The sequence below is a fragment of the Peribacillus sp. FSL R5-0717 genome (assembly GCF_038002945.1).
GTDB classification, from domain to species: Bacteria; Bacillota; Bacilli; order Bacillales; family DSM-1321; genus Peribacillus; species Peribacillus frigoritolerans.
Genome location: NZ_JBBOOF010000001.1, coordinates 5,221,686 through 5,245,996 on the forward strand (window position 1 = coordinate 5,221,686; position 24,311 = coordinate 5,245,996).

Here is a 24,311-nt window from a genome sequence, read left to right on the forward strand (position 1 = left end):
TCCTTATAACAAAAACCCAAATGACCTTTAATAGCCATGTGAACGTAATTTGACTGAATCTGAACCATTATATTTTTACAATATTGGTCTAACCAATTAAAATATCAGATTTTTTCAACAGTTATTTATTTTAATTTTAATATTGCGGATTATCCCCTTGCTTCATAAATGAATGCTTGTTAGAATGATTTCACTAATAGTCGTACCAGCAAGTTGTGGGTTGTCATGGAAGGATGTGAAGAGAGTAATGAATTCAATACCAGTTAAATCTCCCAAAGTGTACGAAGTCATCTTCAATCAAATTAAGGAATCTTTTATTAGCGGTGAATTGAAACCTGGAGATAAATTACCGCCTGAACGCGAATTATCCAACCTTTTTAAAGTGAGTCGAACATCAATCAGGGAAGCCCTTCGAGTATTGGAGATAAACGGAGTCATTGAGATTAGACCAGGTGATGGAACATTTATCAGACAATCTGATGTTCAATCACTGATTGAACAGCTATCCACCTCCATCATCAAAACTGAGGACAACATGGTCTATGAAATGCTTGAAGTCCGTCGAGTAATTGAAACGGAGTGTGCTTTTCTTGCTGCGCAGAGAGCAAACTCTCTTGATTTACAAAATATCCTTAAAGCTCTAGAAGAAATGGCACGCTCGGAACATGATGAAGAATTAGGCTTGCGAGCAGATCTGCTTTTTCACCATAGTATTGCACAAGCCACAAATAATTCCATATATGCTGGATTGGTTCATACTTTAAGTGACCAAATGAAAAATACGATTCGTGCCACAAGACGGCATCGTTTCGCAAAACCAGGTCATTTTCAAGAAACGCTTCAAGAACATAAAGAAATCTACTATTCCATCGCATTAAAGGACGCGGACAAAGCCAAGCAACTAATGAATGCCCATATCATTCGCATTAGAGAGCAGATGGCTGCGGCTACACTTGAAAGCATTGGAGAAGATGCAAAAGATTGCTGCTTATCCAAATAAAAAAGACCAGCCTCACAATGCTGTAGGTGAAAAATAAAGTTCCGCTTGCAATATGATTAACCCAATATGGAACTACACCTCTAAAATTATCAACTAAGTGATTTTTTAACCTTGGCCTATTAATTGACACTACTTTGACCAATAAAAAAAGCGCCTTTCTCAGAGGGCGCTAAGCTGGTTTAATATAGTTAAGTAATTGATCCCCTATATAAGTAAATGTTTGTTTTATCCTTTTGACATAGTGAAGGAATCAATGTTACATACTTTTAGAGCATTATCAATCAATGAAAGCTGTTCATTAATCATTGATAAGTAGGAAATATGATAGTCATTAATTTGTTCCTTTAACTCCAACAGCAGCGTTTTGTCCCTTAATATAAGGTAAATCTCGTCTGGATGTAACATATCACTTCTCCTTTTAATCAAGATATTACCTTTTACCCAAATTATTACAATCATTAACTTATAAGTGGATGTTTTGTACTATATTCACAAGGGATTGCTCAGTAACAGTTCCTTCTTATAGTAAAGATCCGTTAGTTAAAGTAGCACGACGATCTAAAAAAGGCTGTCGTATAGTAGTATTAAACGTCGAATATGCCCCCTTCTTACCTTGTTGTGTTAGACTTAATAGATAAAACCATATTTTCTTGGTTTTAATTGACTTTTCTTAGTCACACTTGCATAAGCAAAGGAGTGAAGGAAATGAAGAAAATCAGCGTTTTTTTGGATGACTATCGGAAAGCACCCGATGGCTATGTGTTAGTCGAGACTATTGACGAATGTTTAGAGCTATTGCAAAACTTTGATATTGAACATCTCTCTTTGGACCATGATTTATTAAATAAAACCAGGAATGGTTTTATGCTTGTTCAAGAGATGGTGAAAGAAAAACTATTTGCTAATCGAATTACTATTCACTCTGCCAATTCAGTAGGCGGTAAAGCGATGTACAACTGTTTAAAGCAAGCACAACGGAATTTAACTATGCCCTCTGCCATTATCGTATCCTTACGACCATTGCCCCTCAAATTCTTCCCGTCAAAGGTTCTGCAACATTATATAGATATACGGTAACCCCTTCTCAATCTCAATTACATTTTACCCCTTCTTTTTTACATTAGACTGTAGGTAAGATAAATAGTAAATCGAAAGGGCAACTTTAATCTGAGTTGCTCTTTTTGTATTTCTACTTTGTTTAAGAGCTCGAATATCTTTCATTGCACACTTTGCGATCATCCACATGTGAACAACTTGATCATCGAATTACTTTTTCTTTCTGGCTGCGTATATCTATATACCAACTTCCATAGCATTGTACCGCCAAGCAGAAGTTCATACCGGGTACACATAAAGATTCGACACATATGAGATATGTTATTTTAAAGTTACTATCCTCCCCCCTGCCCTATCGCCTAATTAATTTTGGTGGTTTCTTAAGACATATCTAGCCACCCAGATCTTTCAATTTTCTGTGGTGATTTTTCCTTCTTTGAGGCTTTGTCATCCGTTGTAAAAGGTAAACAGTTATCTTTTGTGCTTTTTTGCATTAACTGCCTCCTGATGTAAACAATAAATTTAATTGGAGCTGTTTATAGCGCAACGAAAGCAGCTGTAAATATGATAGTGAAACGTTACGTCAAGAGGAAGCCGTGGCTGAAAGTATTGTTCGGGTGTCGATTGTTTCTCCAGGAGCTATCACAACAGAATTAACTCAAACCATTGCTGATACAGACTTGAAAGGTCCGTTCGAAGAATTATACGATGCTTTTGCGATTAGTCCTGCCCGTATAGCGGAAACGATTCTAGATGTTACCGTTAATGAGTTTATTGTAAGACCATCTCGACAACAGCCTTAATTGATAAAACTTTTGAATAAATTGCAGGTCAATAAAATAGATCACACCCTGATTGAAAGCGGACAAGGGGTGATCTATTTTAGTCTTAAAGCCAATTGCTATTTAATATGCCCATTCTGTATTCATTGAATTAATTCATGATTTCACTTCATTGAAAAATTGCGGCAGGTCTTCTTTACGCGCTTCGAGCATTTCATCCAGCATTTTTTTGGCGATGGTGTCTGATGGTACCAAAGGGTTTATCGTCATCGCTACCAAAGCTTTATGATAATCTCCTGTGACAGCCGCTTCAGCAGCCATTCTTTCAAATGATTTAATTTGCTGGACCAACCCCCGCACTGCTACAGGCAGGTCGCCTATGGCGATTGGTCTGGGGCCTTCTTTGGTGATCATACAGTTTTTAATTTCAATTGCTGATTCATCTGGGATACTCGCTATCGCTCCGTTATTACGTGTATTGACTGGCTGAATATCCCGCTTATCATTGTAAATCGAATTGATGAGACTGCAGGCCGCTTCGCTGTAATACGCTCCACCGCACTTTTCTAGTTGAGTCGGTTTAACATTCAATTCAGGATCTGTATACAATTCAAATAAATCTTTTTCCAGTTGTTGAACGACCTCAGCCCTCGTCCCATTTGTTGCTGAGGATTCCTTTTCTTCGGCAAGCGATACAAAAAAAAGCAATTCACATGTAGTGTAATTGCTTTTTAAAGAAGTGTATGGATATAACTCATGTTAATTAAGCTTTCGTTAATGTTCGAGCTATCCCTTACAGGGTAGACTATGGTTTTAATCGCCAAGTAAAAATAAACTACTGCAGATTTTCCCCTGTTTACAATGACCTTACTTGTTTTTTACGATGGATAGTATCGTAATGGTGCTTATAATGCAGAGTGTGCCGAGCCACTCGGCAAAACCGAACGTTACATTCAACCAGAAAACGGATATTAAGGTTGCGGATAATGGCTCAACGGAAGCCAATAAGCTTACCTCTGAAGCAGATATGAATTTTGTACTTTCCAAATAAAAATAAAAAGCAATGATCGTACCGAAAATGATGATGAATAAAACCGCTGAAAATGAAGATAACGTCCATTTGCCTTCAAATGCCCATGGGGGATGAATCATGCTAAAGCATATGCCTCCAATCAACATGCCCCAACCCACAACAATCATTGAACCCCATCTTGAAAGGAGTTTAAAAGGCTGCAATGTATAGAATGCCAAGGCAAAGGCTGATGTTACTCCCCAAAATACTGCCCACCCGGAAATGGAGAGTGTACGTATGCTTCCTCCCGTCACAAGCAAAAAAGTTCCTAAAATCGCTATGATCACAGCTACGCTCACCGTAATGCTTGGAAAACGTTTGGAACGAATGGCTAAATAACAAGTGATCAGTGCCGGGGCCAAGTATTGAAGGACAGTGGCAGTGGCTGCGTTGCCATGTTCAATTGCTGCAAAATATGTGTATTGAACAGCGAGCATGCCCAGAATGGCAAAAAGGATAATTTGAAGCGCATCATTTTTAGTTTTCCAAATCTCAAAAACTTTCAGTCTTTCATTCTTATAAGCGACCCCCAATAAGATGATTCCAGAAAGCAACAAGCGTACAACAGTGAGCCACTCAGGACTGAAACCTTGCTGATGAAATAGATATTGAGCTGCCGTTCCTGACACTCCCCATAACGCAGCGCCAGTCAGTACCAGTGCAATCCCTTTATTTCTTGAAGGTGATATAGCAACTAAAGTATCATTATTCATTTTTTTCTTTTCCACTTTTTACACGTTCCGTATGGGCTTGTATTCTAAAGTAACTTTCTTTCCAATTCTTTTCTATCTCCTTAAGCACCATTGTGAGATTTCCACCCCTAATTGCCTGTATGATCTGGTCATGCTCATCAACGGAAAAGTGAACATCACTTACCTGATTGAAATAAAACAGTTCCATTCGTATAAGTTTTTGTTTGAGTCCCGATAGAATCCGCTTCAACTCATCATTTGTTGAAAGATTGATGTAAATGGAATGAAAGTCATTATCTTTCTGGACGGCCACTATTTGATTTCCCTCGTCGATTGCGTTTTTAACTTCATGATTGATGGCTTCCATTTCCATTAAGTGTTTTTCTTCAATGAAATCAAAAGCCTGTTCCATAGCCAGCTTTTCCAGTGTCCAAACAAGGGAATATATGTTTAATCCCCCTTCGAATCGAATGGGGGAAACAATAGTTGAACGGCTCGGCTTGGTCTCGACAAATCCCTCATCCTCAAGCCTTAAAAGTGCTTCTCTAATAGGGGTTCTGCTTACTCCCAATTGTTCGGCTAATTCTTTGTCGCGTAATTGTTGGCCTGGCGACAGGATCCCCTGGACAATCCAATCCCGCAATATCATGTATGCTTCTTCACGTACAGACGTACGTTTAATTTTTTGTGAAGAATTTGAATGCTTCAACGGCTTTACCTCCTTAAAATACAGGTATTTATAATATGCAATATATCACATATTGCATTCCGTTGGAAGAAATTATAGAACATTTTAAATCTGGGTCCTTTAATAAAACATCAAGTATCTTTTCACATAATAAAAGGGAATCCTTCCTTAGTAAAAACACTTCTTTACGATGGTGAAAGAAATCCTTCTATCATGAGTCCTCGAGCTTTAAATTTACAACGATTCACTGATTAAAAAGAAAGTTCTATTTTTTTTGTATACCATTGTATGTATTTTAAAATTCCTAGTACATTAGATTGAGACTAACGGCATTTGTAGTTTATTGCTTTCAGGATTAACAAATATTGGATATTTTTCGCGAGTGATTTGTATACTTCTTCACTTTACTGACCATTTTCAAGTGAAATTTGTGTATCTAAAAAAATGTCTTGAAAATATCTTGGTGCTTACCGCACTCATTACATGAATATTCTATTTCCAATGCATCTTCAGTTACTGTATGAACTGTTTCTTTTTTACAAGTTTCACAAAATCTCTTTTCGGATATTTCTTTCATTTATCATTCACACTCCGTTTTTTCATCATATTTGTAACCTTGTTACTATTATTTTGCGAATATCCAACCGAAAAAATACCTTTTTCCTGAAGGGCCAGAGAAAAAGGTACTAAAATTGTTAATTTAACCTTGGATTCCAATACATCAAAGCTGCATGAAACGGATATTCGTATTCGAAAACTCCCTCTTTTTCCACCACATATTTATTTAGGATCGTTTTTACTTCATCATAGGAAAAATGTTCATCAAGAATTTTTGTTGTATTATCTAGGATTGCTTCTTCATAGGTGGAATAGATTTTTTTACTTTTCAATTTAACGATCTTACAGTCCGCCAGTATTCCAAGTTGATACAAAACATTCAAGATGTGTATGTAATCCCGTCTTCTTAAATTAATCGTATATCCTCGTTGCTTCAATTCCATGTAATGAGGTTTTTCTGGTCCGGTTGTCATACCTACTATCGCTAAACGAGCTGCAGAATCATTCATTTTTAATAAGGTATGACCGATTTCACTCATTCGGTAATAACAATTAAAACCAAAAACTACATCATATTTGACTTTTTTGTTATCACTTTCCCACTTATCATGAATTAACTCCATGTTTTCCAAACCTTTTTCGTTTGCCTGGGATTCCAAAAAATTGATAATGCTTTTGGAACTATCTATACAAGTTAGCTTCCTGACTTCTTTTGCAATATCAAATGTATAATTGCCCCATCCAGGGCCGATTTCCAAAACATGATCATCCTGTTTTAATAATGCCAATAACTCTTGCTGCACAATTTTTGCATAAGGGTCCGCTTTATGTTGTTTTTTCGCTGCAACCTTGGAAGCCCAAAAAGCTTCTTCTGCAGCATCATCTTTTAGCCTGTTAGGTATCTTCCCTGTATGATCTGTCATTGCCTGTTTCCAAAGTTCAATATAATCTGTCATCTTTTCTCCCCTGAATTCGTATGTAGTTATCGGTTTTCAAATTAAAGCAAACAGCCAAATACTTCCTCTTTTAAATATATTAGCATACCATAGCTAAAACTTTGTTTTACACATAAGAAAAAGAAGCAAAAACTTTGCTCCTATATCCATATTGCGTATTTTTCTAAAAACTTTTATCTTTTCGATAAAGTTGACCACGTATTTTCAAGCCATTTATCAAAGTCTGCTCCTTTTTCACCCTCATATGTATCATATATATCCATTCTCATCTTCTGGAGTTTGTCTTTGAATTCGTGATATGTGTGATTTTCAGGTAAACTCTTCTTGATCCTCACTAAGATTTTGGTCAAACCTTTGATCAACTCGCCCTTTTTCCTTGCGGGCAGCAATTGCACATCTTCGCCTAAACTTTTCAATTGACGGTAGGCTGCCTCTTGAACTTTATATACAGAATCATTATTCATGATATGTATGAGAATGTCGATTACTTGTTTATTTTTTGCTTGACCTAATTCTTCGATTGCATCTAAACGTTCTCTCCAATTAGATTTGCGATTGGCAGATTTTTTTAATTCCTCATAGTTGGCAGGTAACTCGATACCCGTTGTTTCCTTGTTATTCAAATGAATCATTTCTCCTTCTGTCTTAGTGATCCGGATATCAAACATGTAATCCGATATGATATTCCCATTACCAAAATGGCTTATTCCATTCTTTATTATACCCTTTTCCATATTTTAATATAGTTAAATTTATCTGCCGTATAGTCAATCACCCGGGTTCCGGGGACGAGATGCTTTGTTTGTCTTCAATTTACCTGCGCCTATCAACTTCAACTTTAAAAGGCATAAATCCTGCCTGGATTCATGCCGCTTTGAAGGATGCTTTTTTTTATTGAACATGAACAAATCTAGTCCACGTAATGTTTTTTATTATCTGGATGAATAGAAAACTTTTTACGTAAATTGACGAGGTTTACACCAAAACTTTCTTCTAAAAGTTCCCTATGTTTCTCCATGATTTCCATGAGATACAAATCATGAATCATGACTTCTGTAATGGGCATCACTAAACCTACATGCATGGTCCATGCTGCACGGCTATCTTTACCAAGAGAGACTATACCTGCGACTACTTCAGAATCATCGCCACTGATAACAAGCCATCGTCCACCATACTCTTCTGTAATTTCATAACCCATATAATGGAGGTAAACATTTGCAAAATCACAGACGATTTCCCCATAGGCAATAATTGTTACATTGACCCCACCATTTGCGGCCTGTCTTAGTTCAGGTTCTAATTCTTCGAATTCGTCTTCCCAAATCTCTAAGAGTATTCTTTTTTTAGCAGATAATATACAAGCTTTAACCTTATCGAGTATTTCATTGCGCCCCATGATATTCCAGATATTTTCACGATCATTTGCAGACCGTTCGAACTCCGCTAATGATTTTTCTGCCAGTTCAAAATTCTCTTCCGCTTTCATCCGACGGTTTTTTATTAGCTCCTTTGCAGGAACAGGAGTATACTGTGGTGTGTTTCCAGGACTGACCAGAATATCTCCGCGTATGGCGAGACTATCCAGAATTTCATATATTCTTGAACGTGGTACACCGGAGTTTTTTGCTACTGCATAGCCTGTTAATGGCGATTCTTCCAATAAGGCAAGATATGCTTTCGCTTCATATTCGGTGAAATTCAGATTTTTTAATGTTTCTAAAATGGTTTCTTTCATAAACCCTCCAACACAACCGTAGTCGCTACCTTTGTAACTAATATTTTAGCAAAATCTGTTGACGTTTTCCATTTTCATCTAATATACTTACTAAGTAGTTACTTTAGTAACCACTATGAAAACGGGAGGGGGAATTAGTTTGGACAGCTTACTTACATACATATCAATAGTGGCAATGATGGTTATTATACCGGGAGCAGATACAATGCTCTTAGTGAAAAACACGCTTAGTCATGGTCCGAAAGCGGGACGCTATACCGTTCTCGGAATGGCAACGGGACTTTCTTTTTGGACGCTTATAGCCATTCTTGGACTATCTGTTGTCATTGCAAAGTCTGTGATTCTTTTCAGTACAATCAAATATTTGGGAGCCGCCTACTTAATTTACTTAGGGATAAAAAGTTTTTTTGCTAAAAGCGTTTTTTCCTTAAAAGACATTCAAGCACAAGCAAATACACCTGTTAAGTATTCAAACCGGCACAATAAAGATTCCTTCATGCAAGCATTACTGAATAATATTCTTAATCCAAAGACCGTTTTAGTTTATATAACAATCATGCCACAATTTATCAATTTGAATGGAAATGTAAACCAGCAATTGATTATATTAGCCTTCATCTTAACCTTGCTCGCTGTTCTGTGGTTTCTATTTCTTGTTTATCTAATTGATTACGCAAAAAAATGGATGAACAATTCCAAATTCCAGAAAGCATTCCAAAAATCAACTGGCTTAATTTTAATCGGTTTTGGGATAAAAACAGGAATTTAAATTATTTACTCACACATTCCGTTCAGATAATTGAACGGTTTTTTTCATTTACGAACCGGCACCGATATCTTTTTAATTATACATATGGCACTGCATTATTGACTGCAAAGATTTTTCCGTCTTCATCATTTAAAACAAAAACGTCAGTATTTTCCCATAAGTGCAGGAAATACTGACGAAGTAATGTCCTATGAAGTTTGAAGTATCCCTTTTTGTCAGTCCAAGCCGCAAGCCTTGGCAAGTACTTCAACAAGGTGCAAACTTTTCATTTGGTTCGCCGCTCCCTCCCTTTGGATGCCAATGCTCATTTGCATTTGGCATCCTGGGTTAACCGTAACAATGGTAGTTGCTTTCGTTTCGTTAAGATTCTTCATTTTCTCATCAAGAATTTTCATGGATTCATCAAAGTGGAGAAGATTGTAAATGCCTCCAGATGCACAGCAACGGTCAAAGCCTTCCATTTCGACATAGGAAACTCCTGGTATGGATTGCAATAATAAACGAGGTTCCTTTTGGACCTTTTGTACATTGCGTAAATGACATGAATCTTGATAGGAAACGATGCCTTGCCATCCTTCAGTGAAGGGTAGCGGCCCCAATTGATGAAGAATTTGACTGATATCTTTTGATTTTTCCGAGAAAGCCCTTGCCGCCGCAGCCCATTCTTGATCCTCTGCCAATAGATGTCCATATTCAAGAAGCGAAGCACCGCAGCCTCCTGCGTTATTTACGATTACATCAGCATCCGTTTGCATGAAGGTTTGGATATTCCTCTTTGCCAATGCTTTCGCTTGTTTTGTTTCACCTTGATGGGAATGCAGTGCACCGCAGCAATTCTGATTTTCAGGGAGAATGACCTCACACCCTGCTATGGTAAGCAGCTCAATGGAAAGACGGTTAATTCGTGACATCATGGAATCCATGATACACCCAGTAAAAAATGCCACTTTTAGTTTCGTTTCCCCTTTTGCCGGCATAATCGTACCTGGTCGGATACGTTTGGAAGAAGTCTCGATGACTGGAAGTGCCTGTTCTAAATGTGCAAGGGCAGGGGAAACCTTCTGCAATATATTTGATGAACGGATAAGCTTGGATAAGCCGGTTTTTTGATAGAGCTGAACTGCACTTCCCATCCTGTTCATTCGTTTTGGATATGGAAAAAGATGAACCAATGCCAGTTTTTTGAATCTTGTCATTTTGTTTTTTTGGTTTGCTGACGGGGAGTTTTCAATGGCTTCTTTAGCCGCTTCCAGTATATGTCCGTATGGCACACCAACAGGACATGCTGTTTCACAAGCACGACAGCCTAAGCATAAGTCGATTGGTTCAGCTAAATCTTTTTGGAAATCTATTTTTCCTTCGGCTGCCATTTTCACTAGATTGATACGACCGCGTGGAGAGGCGGATTCCACACCCATTGATTCATATGTAGGGCATGCCGGTAAACAGTATCCGCATTTTACGCATTGGTTTGTCCAATCATAGGCATCTGAATATAAATTTTGGACCGCAGCATTTGACTCATCCGGTTTGGCGGGTAGATTCATGGAACCAACACGACCCTTGTCTGTCCCTTATCAGGAAAAATCTTCCCTGGATTCAGGATATTATTGGGATCCCATGCTTCTTTAATTTTTTTCATCATATTCACTCCAGTAATTCCTAATTCCATTTCCATATATGGTGACTTTAAAGTACCGATTCCATGTTCCCCTGAAAGTGTTCCGCCTAATTCGATTGCCGCTTCAAAAATTTCACTGACAGCAAGCTCCACTTTTTTCATTTCCGTAATATTTCGTTTATCAGTAATGATGTTCGGATGTAAATTCCCATCCCCTGCATGACCGAATACAACCAAGTTCAACCCGTATTTCTCCCGGATATTGTTTAATCTCTCCATCATTGCCGGTATTTGACTGCGTGGAACGGTCGCGTCTTCAGAAATTTTTGTAGGACCCATTTGTGTAATGGCCGGGGAAACCAATTTACGCGCACTCCAAATCGTTTGGCGCTCTTCCTCTGTCTCCGCTATCTTGACGTAGGAAGCACCCTCTGCCCTGCATATATCGGCGCATTTATTGATTTCTTCCTCAATCGCCAATGGGTGTCCATCTATTTCTATGATCAGAATGGCTTCTGCCTGAAGAGGCAACCCGGAAGGATGGTAGCTTTCAACAGCACGGATGCACGCATTATCCATTAATTCCAGGGCAGAGGGTAGAATTCCTGATGATAAAATGCTGGTAATGGCATGTCCAGAGTCTATCAAATGATTGAAGTGGGCGACAAATGTTTGTTTAGATTGAGGTTTTGGTATTAAGCGGATGATTGCCTCAGTTACGATGCCCAGAGTACCTTCCGATCCTACGATCAATCGGGTCAAATCATACCCAGTTACATTTTTTACGGTCTTTCCGCCAGTACGAATGATTTCTCCCGTCGGGGTGACCACCTCCAGACCTATCACGTATTCTTTTGTCGTTCCGTATTTCAATCCCTTTGGCCCGCTGGAGTTTTCTAATAGATTCCCGCCTATAGTGGCTACATTGGAACTGCTTGGATCCGGCGGGTAGAATAAGCCAGCTTCTTCAGCCTTTTTATGAATATCTGCCGTAATCACCCCTGGAGAGACTATGGCAAGCATATTTTCCCGATCAATGATCAATTTATCCCGCAAAAGGGTCATATCAAGAACCATCCCCCCTTTAACAGGTAAAGGGCCGCCGCTTAGCGAGGTTCCTGATCCTCTAGGGTAAACAGGTATTTTGTGAGTATTAGCCAATTTAACCACTTCACTGATTTCCTCCGCGTTTTTGGGCTGGATGACGATTTCGGGTAAATATTCCCCAAAAGAAGCGTCATAGCTATAACAATACCTTTCTGCCAAATCAAGAAACATTCTGTCACCTGGAATTACCTGTCGAAGATCGACCAAGACTTCATTCTCCATGCTTCCCACTTCCTTTCTTAATAGAAATATGGTAAGTTCTACCCGTATGTAATATAATGGCATTTTAGGATTCTGCTAGATATAATGATGAAAGAAAAGGAGGTTTTTTTTGAAAATCGCACTGATTCATGCAACCACAACTGCACTAAAACCAATTGAAATTGCCTTTCAGACCGTTGCACCGAACATTGAACTCCTTCATTTCATGGACACGTCTCTTCTCTCCTTGATGGAAAAGAGCGGCAAGTTAACTCCTGAAATCATCCGCCGCTTTTCTGCATTAGTGAATTTAGCTTGTGATTCTGATGTTTCATGCATCCAACTTACTTGCTCGGCCTTTAATGACATCACTGTAATTTTACAGCCTTTATACTCTGTAAAGTTATTTCGTTCAGATGAGGCCATGCTTGATGAAGCTCTTCGCTATACTCGCATTGGTCTGGTTTCCACCGTAAAAGAAACGCCGATCGCCCTTCAAAATTACCTATTAAATAAGAATCCGGACTGTATGATCGAGTCATTGGTCGATCCCGGAATCATCCATTTATTATCACAAGGAAAAAGAAAGGAACATGACGATCGGGTTAAAAAGATGGTGGAACAATTGGATGGAAAGACAGAAGTGATTTTGCTTTCACAATATAGTATGGAACATATCGCAAAGCAGGTTAATCCCTCTGTCCCTGTCCTAACGGCGCCGTTATTGGCTGCGAAAAGGTGTTTGGCCCATTTGAATGGAATGTACACATGAGTTTTCTTCGAAAAAATCATAACTTTGCCAGCATGATCGAATGTCGCATCATATATACCGTTTTTTAACCGTTTGTATGATGCGAACCGCCAAAAACTTTGCCTACACCTTGAATTTTTTCAAGTATGACAATCAGAAGGACTGATATGAAAATAACCACGCTCGACACGGATGCGACGATTGGATTGTAGGCATCCTGCATTTGCGAGAAAATCTCGATCGGCAGCGTTCTCATTTCAGGTGATACCATAAAAAGAGAGACCGTTACATTATCAAATGATGTCAAAAATGCGAATAATCCCCCTGAGATGGCCGCGGATCCAATTAGCGGCAGTGTCACTTTCATGAATACCGTTAGTGGATTGGCTCCAAGTATGGCCGCAGCCCTTTCGAGATTATAATCAAATCCACTTAAACCGGTTAATACGAGCCTCATGACATATGGTATGCAAATCACGATATGGGCAATTAAAAATCCTGTAGACGTACCGGCAAGCATCATTGGTGTAAAGTACATTAAGAGCGCAATCCCTAAGACTAATTGCGGCACACTTAATGGAGAAGTTAAAAGGGCCGTAATATACGATTTTCCCGGAATATCATACTTTGCGATGCCAAGGGCACCCAAAGTACCGAATATGACGGAGAAAAGGGCAGCTAATGCTGCGAACTTCGCACTGTTCAAAAATGCTTCCAAAAATTCAGGGCGCTCCAAGATCTTGGCATACCATTGCAGTGAAAAGCCTTCAGCCGGAAAACTTGGATAATTGGCACTTGTAAAAGAAGCGGGAATAACGACAATGAGCGGGATCAAGATATAGATAATGGCCAAAACGGCTACTGTAACCCGAAGGCCGCCAAACGTTTTCATCATCGGAATACCTCCTTGAATTTCCCTTTTTCAAACGCTCTGGTAAAGACGGTTACCGATATGACAGTGGTTGCTAATAGAATATAAGAAAGAGCAGATCCGAATGTCCAATGCAGCAGGTTATTAATTTGATCATAGATGACAACAGGCATCACGGGCACGTTGGCTCCCCCCATTAGTGCAGGTGTCACATAAGCACTCATTGACAAACTGAATACGAGAATGCAGCCAGATACGATACCTGGGATGCTTAGCGGCAATGTAATGGAAAAGAACCTTCTGAATGGGCTTGCCCCAAGTATGGCTCCTGCCTTATCAAGAGAAGGATCGATATTATAAAGACTTGCTACGATGGATAAGATCATGAAAGGAAGATATGCATTGGAAAGCCCAATCACAACTCCCATCTCCGAAAACAATAGTTTCAATGGTGCATCTATTATGCCAAGGGCCATCAAGGTTTGATTAATCGTTCCATTAGGCAAGAGCAAAAGGTACCAGCCAAAATTACGGACAACTATACTTACCAAGAGCGGTGACACGATCAAGAGAGTGATGTACCCTCTGATCCGCGCTGAACTTTTGGCCATTGTCAAAGCTACTGGATATCCTAGAAATAAAGCAACCAAGACCGAATATAAACTGATCTTCACTGTCAGCCATAATGAAGATAAGTAATAGCTATCGGAAAATAATTGTGTATAGTTTTTTATGCTATAAACTGCCTCCGCTCCTCCAAGATTATCTGTGGATATGAAGCTTAAATATAAAATGTATAACATCGGTATGACAAAGAAACCAAATATGAAAAGCAGAATCGGCGTTAAAAGAAGTAATCCCGGCACCCAGACTTTCCTTTTCTTGCTTTTAGGCTTCTTTTGCGGCTCGATAGGACTCGTTTGCTGTTCTATTTCTTGACTAGCATAACTTCTGATGGGCTCCATCCAATCAACACCTCACTTCCATTTTGCCATGATGAATCGAAAGCGGAAGTCAATACTTGAATACTTTTCCCCTGTAACAGAACATTGATTTCCCATGAGGTACCGAGATAGTTCATTTGGCTGATCTTGGCACGATGGAAATCCAATGGAGATGAAGATTTTTCATCGAGAGAAACAATTTGCAGTTTTTCCGGTCTAATATAAAGTTTTACCTCATCCCCGGTTTTCAGATCACTTTCATTTCCCATGACGTTATTTGTGTCGACATGAGTGATATCAGAACCGATCTTGACTGCAACTTTCCGCTTATCGATAGCAGACACATTCCCTTCAAAACAATTCGATTTCCCGATGAATTGAAAAACGAACTCTGTCTTCGGATGATTGTATATTTCAGTCGGAGTACTGATTTGTTCAATTTTCCCTGCATTCATGACCACGACTCGATCAGACATGGATAGAGCTTCTTCTTGATCATGAGTCACAAAAATGGTTGTTACGCCAATTTCCTTTTGTAAACGCTTAATCTCGGCCCTTAGTTCATGACGCAGCTTTGCATCAAGGTTTGAAAGCGGCTCGTCAAGCAAAAGGAGTTCCGGTTCAACAACAAGTGCCCTTGAAATCGCTACACGCTGACGCTGACCTCCTGATAATTCCCTTGGATAACGATTTTCCAATCCTGACATTTTCACTAATTCAAGCGCTTTACTAATCTTCTTTTTTTGTTCAGCTTTCCCGACTTTGCGCAGTTTCAAGCCAAAACTGAGATTTTCATAGACTGTCATATGGGGAAAAAGCGAATAGGTTTGAAAAACCATTCCTAAATCTCGCTTGTAAGGCGGAACCTTCGTAACATTATTGCCTTTAATATGGACCTCGCCCCGATCCGGATCGAGGAACCCGGCAATAAGGTTTAAGGTTGTGGACTTTCCGCACCCGGAAGGACCAAGAAGAGTGAGTAACTCTCCTTGTTTCACCTCCAAATCAATGCCATTCAGGACAACATTCGCTCCAAATTGTTTAAACGCGCCTTTTATCTCTACATCATTCTTATTTGAGCCAACCCCCTGAACTGCCTCCAGGTGTTGCCTGTTAATTTCCACATCTTTTTTTAATACTTCCATGTGATCAACACGCTCCTTTTTATTTGAGTTTTTTCCCTAATTCAGGAGTAACCTCTTTCGCCCATCTGTCTGACAACTCTGCACGGATCTCGGCAAACTTGGCGAAATCAGGTTTGAATGTTTTATCACCTGCTTTAAGCCCGATTGACTCTTCATATTTTTCTGGAATTTTCATGCCTTCCACTGTCGGATAAAATCCTTTTTCTGAAATTAATGCTTGTGCTTCTTCACTGATTACATAGTTGATGAATTCTAGGGCTTCTTTGCTATTTGGTGTATTTTTCACTAGACCAGCGCTGAAAGCTTGAAGCGGCACGCCTTCTTTAGGCACGGCCATCTTAATCGGAATACCTGAAACGGCTAATTCACCGATGGAATAACTTCCCATGACCGTTACGTCAGCAGCTCCTTGTTGGATCGCTGGCATCATTTGCGTTGAGTTTTTATAAAATGTATTGGAATACGCTGCAAGATCTTTTGCCTTTTCGAGACCTGGTTCCATGTCTTCCGTACTGCCGCCGTTTGAAATCGCCAGACCATTAAGGGTATTGAAACCCCAATCATTCGTAATATCTGAAAATGCCGTTTTACCCTCGTAATCAGGAGAGACAAGATCATTCCATGATTCAATTGATTTTAAGCCTTCCTTTTTAAAGGTTTCCGTATTATAAGCTGGTGCAATTACCAAACCAAATGCTGGAGCGGCCGCATTTTCAACCGGAATGAACCGTGAATCCACCGATTTCATATTGGGAACATTGGACTCATCAATTGGTACGATCAGTTCCTTCTCCTTAGCGCGTATAACATCAACCGGTACAAAAAGGGCAACATCTATTTGCGGAGCATTCTTCTGTAATTCCACTTTGGATAGGATTTCACCTGATAAACCGGAAATATAATTAACCGTGATTCCCGTTTCTTCTTTGAATTTTGGGGCAATCACATCTCGGATGGCACTTTCGATGACACCGCCATTACCGGCTATCGTTATTTTTTTCTCTCCTTTTTCACCAGCACCCGTTTGTACGGATTCCCCCGGTTTATGCGGAGTAGGATTACCACATCCCGCAAGAGTGATCAATACTATTATTGATAAAAGACTCATCAGCTTTTTCATAATCATTACCTCCCGTTTTTCATTGATTTCCAATAATTCCTTGTTCGGTGAAATAATTCACGGCCCCTGGATGAAAATCCAAGGGAACTTGTTTAGTTGCTTCCGTTATTGAAATATCAGAAGCAGCTGGATGTGTATGCTGCAGTTCAGGCAGATGTTCATATAATGTTTTCACAAGATTGTAAGCATGAGGATCAGACATTTCCTTGTAGGTTACCAGGACATTTTTAATTGAAATCGTTTGGACATTTTTTTTCATCCCCCTGTATGTATCTCTGGGAATTTCATTATGGGTATAAACTCCATATTGTTTTTGAAGGCGTTCAATGATGTCTCCCGGTATTGGAATGAAAGTTAGTTCCGTCTGCTTGGATATGAAAGCGATTTCATTATTAGGGATTCCCGAAGAAAAAAAAGCTGCATCAATGGTACCATTTCGTAATGCTTCTGCAGATTGAGAAAAAGAAAGATAGGATAAATTCAATTGATCAGTCGGTAAATCAGATTCTAACAGTATCCGCTCTGCAATAAGCCTTGTACCGCTTCCAGCCGTCCCTACACTAATGCGTTTACCCACTAAATCTTCCAAGGAATCAATATCATTTTGTTTAGTAGAAACAATTTGAACATAATTGGAATATAGGGCCGTTAAAGCTCTTAACTTGGATTTATCCGTTTCAGGCAAATCCAGTACATCCACTGAGGTAAAACCAATTTCTGCCCGATGACGGCTAACCAATTCAGTATTTTCGATGGAAGCATCGGTGACTTGGGTACCTGACACAGCCCCGTTGTATTTTTCATACATATTTGATAATCTTTGTCCCAATGAAAAGTAAACACCTGTCATATCTCCGGTTCCAATGATTAACATCCTGTTATTTAAATCCTGTCCTTCAGAAGTTAGTTGCCTCTGGATCAAGGTAGTAGCAGGTTTAGATATTTCCTGCTGCTCATTCATAAAAGAACATCCTGTCATGAAACAAAATAACAAAGCGACTTTTATAAAGAGTGCTCCATTTTTCATCGTGATCCTCCTTTCTTAATGAATTTAGATGCAAATGCCATGCCAAGTCGATTTTCTGCTTTAAAACGCAAATCCTGCCGATTTCAAGAATGTTATACAAGGATAAACCGGCAATTTTTTCCGCTTTTCCAGAAAAAATTGCCGGTTAACGCGATGAACCCTTTATTCTTCTTTTGAAATGAGCTTGATTTTATCACGAAGGCTCCTTTCAGAAATTTTTAGGATTTGGGCTGTTTTTTGCCGATGATTATTACAATATTGAAGAGTGGCCGTTATGACCTTTTCTTCTATCTCTTTCATGGAAATGCCAATGGGAATCCTGAAACTGTTGAAATCGTCGTCCGTGCCATCCGGCTGAAGAATGAACTTCTGTTCTTGAACATATTGCGGCAAGTCGGTTTCTTCCATTTTTTTTGAGTTTGATAGGGCAACAGCATATTCTATAATGTTTCCAAGCTCCCGGACATTCCCAGGGTAATGATAATCCAGTAAAATCCGACGTGCGGTTGCCGAGAACATCTTTTCTTCACGATTCATATCCTTCGCGTGTTTTTTTATAAAATAATCCATAAGGATCGGTAAATCTTCTTTTCTATCTCTTAGTGGCGGCATCGAGATAGGAATGACATTTAGCCTGAAAAACAAATCCTCCCTAAATTCCCCTTCCATCACCATTTGTTCCAGGTTTTTATTGGCTGCACTTATAATACGGACGTCCAATGAGATTTTTGTATTGGATCCCAGAGGCGTCACTTCCCGTTCCTGCAATACCCTTAATAATTTGGCTTGAAGTGGAAGGGGCATTTCACTGATTTCATCCAGAAAAAGAATCCCTCCATTAGCAGCAACGAATTTCCCTTCCTTCCTCTGAGTTGCACCTGAAAATGCTCCCTTTTCATAACCGAACAATTCAGATTCCAGCAGCATCTCAGGAATTGCTGCACAGTTGACGATCTGCATTGGATTGTTTTTCCTTCTTCCCAACGTATGGATATTTCGGGCTACAAGCTCCTTTCCAGTACCACTTTCTCCCGTGATGAGAACACTGGAATCAATATCTTTCACTCTTTCGATCATTGAGAAAATACGCTGCATCGCCTTGCTGTTACCAAGGAAGTTACCGAATCCCTTTTGAATCTCTAATTCTTCATGTAATGTCTCCAATTGATTGGACATCTGTTTGAATTCGGCTGCCCTCATCAACAACAAAGAAAGTTCTTCAATATTAATTGGCTTTTCAATATAGTAGTAGGCTCCTTTTTTTATGGCCTCAATGGAAGTTTCAATGGATGAATAGGCAGTCATCATGATGACTGTTACGTTAGGAGATATTTGTTTGATTTTCTGTAGGACATCAAGTCCACTTTTATTTCCTATTCTCAAATCAAGTAACACAATATCAAAGAGCTGATTGTCAATTTTCCGTAGACCCTCATCCGGGTCTGTAGTTGTCATGACATCATAAGAATCTTCCAATGCAAAGCTAAGAGCGGTGCAAATAGCAGGTTCATCATCAATCACCAATACTTGCATTTTCATATGACTCCTCCTCTTTCCAGGCTTCTATTCAATATATATAGGTAGTAAAATGGTGAATGTCGTTCCTGAATTAGGATAACTTTTCACATGGATATCTCCGTTATTTTCTTTAATGAGCCTATACGATAACGTAAGTCCCAAACCGACTCCCTTTTCTTTATTTGTGAAAAAAGGCTCAAAAATATGGTTCAGTTCTTCCTGCTTCATCCCTTTTCCCGTATCCGATATGGCAATCCGCCCTGTCTTTTCGTTTACTTTATCAATGGTGATTTTAATGGTCTTTTCCTTTGTTTCTTCAACGGCATGAATCGAATTCAACACCATGTTAAGAAGTACTTGTTGAATTTGTTGTAAATCTATATAAAAAATAAAGTCCTCCTCAATCATCTGCTCGAAATTTATTTGGTTTTTTTCCATTGTCACCTTATGAAAAGCAAGTAAGGATATAAGCTCATGAGCGTGGCAATTTGTAATATTTGGCGGCCGCGGACGTGCATATTCAATTAAATCGGTAACAATCCCGTTCAAGCGGTTAACTTCAGTGGGTAAGTGTTCCATTAGAACTTGTCGGAATTGAGGATTATCATATTTACTCGGAAGTAAATCAATGAATGTTTTAATCGATGTTAAAGGATTCCTTATTTCATGTGCGACACCTGCAACGAGTTGACCAAGAGCGTGAAGCTTTTCTTGTGTGACCAATTTTTTCTCCAATGTTTTCTTTTCCGTCTCATCATTCATGGAAAGTAAGTATCCGGTTTGTATATCTTCAGTATTGAACATCTTATGAAACGAATAAGAAATCACCTTCTGTTCATTTTCCTCATTTAATACCAAGATTCGAAAAGAACCCGTACAATTATTCTCATTTTGTTCCTGGTGTAAAGCTTCGAAATTCTTCATCAATTGCGAATGATTCGTAAGATTCAGAATCATTTCCTTGGAAATGTTAAGAATGTCCGATGCCTTTGCATTGCAGCTGGTAATCATGAAATCGAGATCGAATGTTATGATGCCATTATTGATATTGTTTAAAATTTGATCTTTGAACGCTTCAGCATTAGCGATGTTTTGCCGTTGTTTCTCTAAATCCTTATTTAATAAATGTAATTTCAAAGTCTGGTTATGTACGGATTTTTTTAGCTTTTGATTCCATATGTAAATGATTAGAAGGATAAGGGCCACAGCAGTTAAGATTATGATCAACCAAAATATGAATTGTTCGAGTCTGGCAATTTTCTGATTGGATTGCGGCATTACCCATTTATCGATTATCCCATTGATATTTCGGTTTGCCTTAAGTTCTGTGAGTGCATTGTCCATCATGAAAAGAAGCGATTGATTTCCCTTTTTCACTGCAATCGTATAATCCGCAGGTTCAATGACTTCATCAAGAATGGTGTAATTCTTTTCTTGGTGGAATTTTTTTAAATAGAAATCAGCAGTCCATTTGTTTCCGATGAACACATCAGCTCGGTTGTTCAATAATGTTAAAATTCCGGAGTATTGATTTGAAACGGTCGTTAAGTTTGTATTCCTCATATTGAGAAATGTACTGATAACTGGTGTGTTATGGTCAAGGACAACATGTGAATCACGTAGATCCGTTAACGTATGAATATCCTGTTTCCTTTTACTAGGAATGATTATGGATTGGGACATTGTAAAATAGGATTGCGTGAAATCAAATTGGTTATCTTTTTCGGTATTATAGGTACTTCCAACAATTGCATCAATTGTTCCGTTACTTAAGGCTTTTTCTGCTTCTTCCATCCTCATCGGAATATATTTGAAATCTACGTCATTATATTTCGCTATTTCCTCCATTAAATCAATATTTATGCCTGTCAGTTCACCAGCATCATTTTCAAATGAAAATGGAGGAAGGGCACTTTCTCCAGCAATTATAAATGTTTTTTCTTCAGCAAAAACAGCGGGAGACCATAATGTTTGAACAAAGATTATAAAGCAAAATATACTTAGTTTATGCAGCTGCCTTTTAATTAAGAGCCCTCCTTCTACGTCAAAATCCTTGCAGTCAGTAATCCTTTGCTAAAGACATCATAATTATATACTTCTCCAATTAAGACTTGAACCCTTTAATATGTAAAGAATTCTTAGTATAATCTGACACAATATAACAATAACCTACAAAAGAGTGTGTTTCTGAATGCATAAGCTGCGATTTCCAATAAGGATGACGGTAAAAAACATGAAGGTAACTCTTGTCTTGTTTTTAGACATATACGAAGAAAACGCGTTCCCCTGCGGTTTTTTTCTTGAAAAAACTTCCCTTGATTTCAGAAATCCGCTCCCTTTCCGCCGACTGTCTGCCAAGCCTCCTCGACGCAAGCGTCTGTGGGGTCTCGGCTAGCCAGTTATTCGGCAGGAGTGTCGCAAATTTCTTCCATCCATTAAGGATTACAGGAGAAAAACATGAAGGATAAACTAGTCTTAAACATGGTTCGGCATAAGATCAGCCTGCATTTTTTTCATTTAAATCACGTTAGTTGATTGGAACGGAAGGTACGAGACTCCTGCGGGAAAAGCGAGTCCAGGGGAGACCCCACAGGCGCAAGGCGCCGAGGAGGCTCCCGGACCGCCCGCGGAAAGCGAGTGCCTGGAGTGGAAATCTAATTTTTACACCGACTTTAAAAAATCTTCAGACAAGACGAGTTCTATTTTTAAAAACAAAGTTGATTGGAGCGGGTGTTCGAGAACCCTGAGGGAAAAGCGTGCCCAAGAATACAAAGATTGCCCAATTTTCCAATCATGTTAACCATCAAATTGTTATCTTATTTTTCCATTTCAAGGGTTTTTATCATTTGTCGTAACGTTCCAAAATGATACGCGAAGTGGGCCATGGTCGTTAGCATTTTCCTGAATCGAAATATTCGAAAAAAGCCCAATTTCTCAGTAATAAAATTGAGAAATTGGGCTTTTTTGCTACTCCATAAAAGTACCATACTTTATTAGTGGTATGTTGAAATCATTACTTAAACCTTATTCAACAAGGTACACTTTGGTGTGCAGTTTTTTTCTTTCCTTAGCTGCAACAAGTAGGCTTTTTCACGGCAGATCGCTTACACTCTATGGATCACTTTTTTGTTTTTATCCATTTTATTATTCGGTTGAGTGGTTACTTGCGTTCCAAAAAGGAGTTCGAATGAACGCAAAGTGGGGTGAAATCCAAAACATGATTAATATATTTTCTCATCAAAATATATTAATCTTTTAAACCCTTCCCATCGAGAATTTTCTGCATGCATTTTTCGATTCTTGACTCTCGGGTTTTGGATTGTTTGGCTTGTGAAAAATAAAGGATGTATGCTCTTTGCCTTCCTGGGGTCAATGCTTCAAAAGCAGTTTTCAAGGCAGGGATGTCATCGAATTTATTGTGAAGTTCTTCAGGAATTATGAATTCTTCGTTCTTTTTAAATTCCACTTCCAACCCGGCTTTTTCAACTTCAATGGCTTCATGAATATAGGCTTTCAGAATGGATTCCGTTGCAACTATTTCTTGAACATTAGTGAACCGAATCTGGCGCGCTCCCTGTACATTCTCCGTTTGTTGAATTAGAAGCCCGTGGACATCCTGTAACAAGGCACCTTTGTGAAACAGAAGCGCACAATATTCTTTAAATCCATGTATTAAAACGATGTTTTTTTTCTCAAACGTGTAACAGGGATGCATCCATTTAAATTCTTCAGTCAGTTCACAGTCAAGAACGATATTTCTTAACGTTTCATATTCTTCTTTCCACTTTTTAGCTTTACCTAAAAATTCATCAACCTTAGGATTCGTACTACTTTTTGTCATCACGGAACACTCCTCTTTCCGAGCAGTTTGCTTTTTTCTTATACGTTAGCTAAATACTAAAAACAAGGCAGAGGTTTGGACTTACAATACCTCTAATACGTTATTAAGTTCTTCGCCCATTTTCGCCCAACCATATTTCGCACCATTGAACGCTTGATCTTCTTTTTCGAATCCTGTTTGTTCGAGATGTAAGTGGGTTGTTCCATCCTCGTGCTTTAAGGTCCATGTGACTTTAGTGTTTATACCGCCACCTACCCAGGTGTAAGATAACTTATAAGGCTCCTCGACTTCAAGAACTTCGGAATCAATAATTAAATTCCACTGTTCATTTCGAAACTGGAATTTATGTCCGACGACAGGTTTAATATCATTAGCCATTACCCATTTCCCAAGAGTATTTGCATCCGTTAAGGCAAGCCATACCTTCTCAATCGGGCTCTTAAAATTAAAATCTTGTGTTACTGTTAAACTCATTTTTATTCCTCCTCTAATATTTGATTTAAAAGTGATATTCTTTCACTCCAGAATCTTCTGTAAAACGATACCCAATCCTCAATTTCTCTCAACGGACCAGCATTCAGTCGATAACGGGTTTCCCTGCCGACTTTTCTGCTGATTACTAGACCTGCCTCTTTAAGGATTGCCAAATGCTTTGAAACCGCAGTACGGCCCATTTCAAAATGTACGGTCAACTCATTTAGTGGCAATTCCTCCACGTCCGCCAACAAACGTAGCAATTTACGTCTTGTTGGGTCAGCAATGGCTACATAAATATCACGTTCTTGATTTTTCTCGTTCAAAATCACCCACCCTTTTAATTGGACACCAATTGGTGTCTTTTATTATATGACACT

At 38.9% G+C, this 24,311-nt stretch carries 23 protein-coding genes and 1 pseudogene; 5 read left to right on the plus strand and 19 right to left on the minus strand.

The window, feature by feature from the left end; all coding sequences use genetic code 11:
- Positions 1–247 precede the first annotated feature (247 nt).
- On the plus strand, positions 248–1,000 hold the full coding sequence (locus tag NYE65_RS25005; protein ID WP_340861984.1) for a FadR/GntR family transcriptional regulator: 753 nt from the start codon (positions 248–250) through the stop codon (positions 998–1,000).
- 225 nt (positions 1,001–1,225) lie between these two features.
- Here NYE65_RS25005 and NYE65_RS25010 read toward each other — a convergent pair whose 3' ends face one another.
- Complete coding sequence (locus NYE65_RS25010; RefSeq protein WP_034306717.1) at positions 1,226–1,405, minus strand: hypothetical protein; 180 nt, start codon at positions 1,403–1,405, stop codon at positions 1,226–1,228.
- Positions 1,406–1,705: 300 nt separating this feature from the next.
- Between NYE65_RS25010 and NYE65_RS25015 the strand changes: the two genes are divergently transcribed.
- Entirely contained in the window at positions 1,706–2,077 is a 372-nt protein-coding gene (locus NYE65_RS25015) for a cyclic-phosphate processing receiver domain-containing protein (protein WP_340861986.1), read from the plus strand.
- Positions 2,078–2,652: 575 nt separating this feature from the next.
- Positions 2,653–2,859, plus strand: coding sequence for a hypothetical protein (locus NYE65_RS25020; RefSeq protein ID WP_328178012.1), 207 nt, complete (start codon positions 2,653–2,655; stop codon positions 2,857–2,859).
- Between the two features lie 135 nt (positions 2,860–2,994).
- On the opposite strand, the pseudogene NYE65_RS25025 reads toward NYE65_RS25020, so the two are convergent.
- The 6 genes and pseudogenes from NYE65_RS25025 to NYE65_RS25050 form a co-directional block, all read right to left on the minus strand.
- Positions 2,995–3,528, minus strand: a pseudogene (locus tag NYE65_RS25025) (family 4 glycosyl hydrolase); the annotation flags it as partial.
- Between the two features lie 177 nt (positions 3,529–3,705).
- Positions 3,706–4,623 (minus strand): DMT family transporter, encoded by a 918-nt coding sequence (locus NYE65_RS25030; RefSeq protein WP_328109420.1) that lies wholly within the window; start codon positions 4,621–4,623, stop codon positions 3,706–3,708.
- On the minus strand, positions 4,616–5,311 hold the full coding sequence (locus NYE65_RS25035) for a GntR family transcriptional regulator (protein ID WP_328178013.1): 696 nt from the start codon (positions 5,309–5,311) through the stop codon (positions 4,616–4,618). Before NYE65_RS25035 ends, NYE65_RS25030 begins: the two co-directional genes overlap by 8 nt.
- 674 nt (positions 5,312–5,985) lie before the next feature.
- Positions 5,986–6,804: a methyltransferase domain-containing protein gene (locus NYE65_RS25040; RefSeq protein WP_340861988.1), complete on the minus strand. Its 819-nt coding sequence runs from the start codon at positions 6,802–6,804 to the stop codon at positions 5,986–5,988.
- 173 nt (positions 6,805–6,977) lie between these two features.
- Positions 6,978–7,436, minus strand: a complete 459-nt coding sequence (locus tag NYE65_RS25045) for a HEAT repeat domain-containing protein (RefSeq protein WP_340861989.1) — start codon at positions 7,434–7,436, stop codon at positions 6,978–6,980.
- 278 nt (positions 7,437–7,714) lie between these two features.
- Positions 7,715–8,542 carry a TrmB family transcriptional regulator gene (locus NYE65_RS25050; protein ID WP_034306726.1) on the minus strand — a complete coding sequence of 276 codons (828 nt, stop codon included), beginning with the start codon at positions 8,540–8,542 and terminating at the stop codon, positions 7,715–7,717.
- 139 nt (positions 8,543–8,681) lie between these two features.
- Here NYE65_RS25050 and NYE65_RS25055 point away from each other — a divergent pair, with 139 nt between their 5' ends.
- Positions 8,682–9,311 carry a homoserine/threonine efflux transporter gene (locus NYE65_RS25055; protein ID WP_268591709.1) on the plus strand — a complete coding sequence of 210 codons (630 nt, stop codon included), beginning with the start codon at positions 8,682–8,684 and terminating at the stop codon, positions 9,309–9,311.
- Positions 9,312–9,526: 215 nt separating this feature from the next.
- Here NYE65_RS25055 and NYE65_RS25060 read toward each other — a convergent pair whose 3' ends face one another.
- Together NYE65_RS25060 and NYE65_RS25065 are read right to left on the minus strand one after the other, a co-directional pair.
- Complete coding sequence (locus NYE65_RS25060) at positions 9,527–10,858, minus strand: (Fe-S)-binding protein (protein WP_340861990.1); 1,332 nt, start codon at positions 10,856–10,858, stop codon at positions 9,527–9,529.
- Positions 10,855–12,261: an FAD-binding oxidoreductase gene (locus tag NYE65_RS25065; protein WP_328178018.1), complete on the minus strand. Its 1,407-nt coding sequence runs from the start codon at positions 12,259–12,261 to the stop codon at positions 10,855–10,857. Before NYE65_RS25065 ends, NYE65_RS25060 begins: the two co-directional genes overlap by 4 nt.
- Positions 12,262–12,370: 109 nt before the next feature.
- Between NYE65_RS25065 and NYE65_RS25070 the strand changes: the two genes are divergently transcribed.
- Entirely contained in the window at positions 12,371–13,012 is a 642-nt protein-coding gene (locus NYE65_RS25070) for a hypothetical protein (protein ID WP_328109413.1), read from the plus strand.
- Positions 13,013–13,076: 64 nt separating this feature from the next.
- Here NYE65_RS25070 and NYE65_RS25075 read toward each other — a convergent pair whose 3' ends face one another.
- From NYE65_RS25075 to NYE65_RS25120, 10 genes are all read right to left on the minus strand, one after another.
- Positions 13,077–13,883: an ABC transporter permease gene (locus NYE65_RS25075; RefSeq protein WP_328178164.1), complete on the minus strand. Its 807-nt coding sequence runs from the start codon at positions 13,881–13,883 to the stop codon at positions 13,077–13,079.
- Entirely contained in the window at positions 13,883–14,827 is a 945-nt protein-coding gene (locus NYE65_RS25080; RefSeq protein WP_340861991.1) for an ABC transporter permease, read from the minus strand. The genes NYE65_RS25075 and NYE65_RS25080 overlap by 1 nt, the downstream gene beginning before the upstream one ends.
- The gene (locus tag NYE65_RS25085; protein WP_340861992.1) at positions 14,791–15,951 is read right to left on the minus strand and encodes an ABC transporter ATP-binding protein; all 1,161 of its coding nucleotides are present in this window, start codon (positions 15,949–15,951) and stop codon (positions 14,791–14,793) included. The genes NYE65_RS25080 and NYE65_RS25085 overlap by 37 nt, the downstream gene beginning before the upstream one ends.
- Before the next feature lie 19 nt (positions 15,952–15,970).
- Entirely contained in the window at positions 15,971–17,071 is a 1,101-nt protein-coding gene (locus NYE65_RS25090; RefSeq protein WP_340861993.1) for an ABC transporter substrate-binding protein, read from the minus strand.
- A gap of 19 nt (positions 17,072–17,090) precedes the next feature.
- Positions 17,091–18,098: a TAXI family TRAP transporter solute-binding subunit gene (locus tag NYE65_RS25095; RefSeq protein WP_106026368.1), complete on the minus strand. Its 1,008-nt coding sequence runs from the start codon at positions 18,096–18,098 to the stop codon at positions 17,091–17,093.
- Positions 18,099–18,260: 162 nt separating this feature from the next.
- Positions 18,261–19,637 (minus strand): sigma-54-dependent transcriptional regulator, encoded by a 1,377-nt coding sequence (locus NYE65_RS25100; protein ID WP_340861994.1) that lies wholly within the window; start codon positions 19,635–19,637, stop codon positions 18,261–18,263.
- A gap of 24 nt (positions 19,638–19,661) precedes the next feature.
- Entirely contained in the window at positions 19,662–21,683 is a 2,022-nt protein-coding gene (locus tag NYE65_RS25105) for a transporter substrate-binding domain-containing protein (RefSeq protein ID WP_340862186.1), read from the minus strand.
- 1,180 nt (positions 21,684–22,863) lie between these two features.
- Complete coding sequence (locus tag NYE65_RS25110) at positions 22,864–23,457, minus strand: YdeI/OmpD-associated family protein (RefSeq protein ID WP_340861995.1); 594 nt, start codon at positions 23,455–23,457, stop codon at positions 22,864–22,866.
- Between the two features lie 81 nt (positions 23,458–23,538).
- Positions 23,539–23,931 (minus strand): SRPBCC family protein, encoded by a 393-nt coding sequence (locus NYE65_RS25115; RefSeq protein WP_328109411.1) that lies wholly within the window; start codon positions 23,929–23,931, stop codon positions 23,539–23,541.
- A 2-nt stretch (positions 23,932–23,933) separates the two neighbouring features.
- On the minus strand, positions 23,934–24,257 hold the full coding sequence (locus NYE65_RS25120) for an ArsR/SmtB family transcription factor (protein WP_034306755.1): 324 nt from the start codon (positions 24,255–24,257) through the stop codon (positions 23,934–23,936).
- Between the last annotated feature and the right edge of the window lie 54 nt (positions 24,258–24,311).